This window comes from Hungatella sp. L36 (assembly GCF_014288035.1).
This window is the reverse complement of record NZ_JACOPC010000051.1, coordinates 1-1,400: the sequence shown is the minus strand read 5'-3', so window position 1 is coordinate 1,400 and position 1,400 is coordinate 1. Positions and strand designations below refer to the sequence as shown.

Annotated in this window: 1 protein-coding gene; it reads left to right on the top strand. The window is 40.7% G+C overall.

Features of this window, described 5'->3' with window-relative positions:
• Nucleotides 1–95 precede the first annotated feature (95 nt).
• Nucleotides 96–1,229 (top strand): IS91 family transposase, encoded by a 1,134-nt coding sequence (locus H8S80_RS33855; RefSeq protein WP_117633762.1) that lies wholly within the window; start codon nucleotides 96–98, stop codon nucleotides 1,227–1,229.
• Nucleotides 1,230–1,400 lie beyond the last annotated feature (171 nt).

Here is a 1,400-nt window from a genome sequence, read left to right as displayed (position 1 = left end):
GAACAAAGTGCCTTCGGCACTCTCAACTCCCCTGCCCCTCACTCATGAGGGGTTTTGGGGTTTTCCTTTGTCACTTTTTGTTGTAAAATATTCTTATGTATAAAAAGAACATTCTTCAAACTATTTTCAGTGACCACTTTGAGTACATCCAGTATGCTCTTCGTCCTGGCAAAAATGTTATGGATAACATCAAACGTATGATCCATTGCCACGATCCTTCTTATGGACAAGCTGTCTACGGCTGTCCCCATTGTGGTAAACTTAAATCTGTACCTTTTTCCTGCAAAAGCCGTTTCTGTCCATCTTGTGGTAACATGTATAATCAGAAACGGGCTTTTCGTATGTCCTGCAAGCTCATTTCCTGTAACCACAGACACTGTGTCTTTACGATTCCAGAGGAACTTCGCATATACTTTCTTAAGGACCATTCTCTTTTGAATTGTCTTTTTCATGCCGTCCGAGATGTCGTCCTCCGTATGTTTTCTAAACTTAATAAAACTGAAAACTTTACTCCCGGGTTTATTTGTGTCCTTCACTCTTTTGGTAGAGACCTCAAATGGAATCCTCATATCCATGCGCTCATTTCCGAGGGCGGGGCCGGTAATTTTACCTCCTGGCGTCCAAACAAACATTTTGATTTCAGATTTTTACGCTTTGCTTTCCGTAAGGTTCTTTTAGAAAAACTTGCGCATAAACTCGGTTCTTCTTTCCTTAAACTTAAAAATCAGATTTATAAGGATCACCCGGATGGTTTTTATGTCCGTGCCAAACCCAATCTCTGCTCTCCTGATATCACCATTAAGTATATCAGCCGATATCTCGGACGACCGGTTATTGCTGCCTCCAGAATTGATTCTTACGATGGTGACTCCGTGACGTTTCATTACACCAGGCATGAGGATCACAAGACGGTTACAGAATGCCTCCCCGTCATTGATTTTATAAAACGCCTGATTATTCATATCCCTGACAAGCACTTCAAAATGGTTCGTTACTACGGTATTTATGCAAAACATCATAAACAGGAAAAAAATCTTCGGCAATGTTTATCCCCTCAGAAACAACGCTATCTTTCCAGTCTTCTGGATTGGCGTAACTCGATTATTCTGACGTTTGGATATGACCCACTCAAATGTCCGAAGTGTGGCACTTCTATGTTGGTTTTAGAAGTTTACTACAAAAAAACTGCGCTGTTTGAACGATTCCGAAAGGTAATGGGTTATGGATAGTTCCATGCCCCTTATTCTTTCTTTGCCGTCAGACAGCGCAGTCTAAACCAAAACAAAAAACTACATAATCAACGTCGTGGCGAATCACTACATTCGCTCTTTTGTTATGTGATTTTTTATTTCAAGTCCATTATACACTATCTTGGCCGATTTGCGAAGTTTCCTAGAAAG

What these genes read in the sequence shown, in the direction of transcription:
- H8S80_RS33855 (WP_117633762.1), top strand. Translation starts at nt 96, where the DNA reads ATGTATAAAAAGAACATTCTTCAAACTATTTTCAGTGACCACTTTGAG.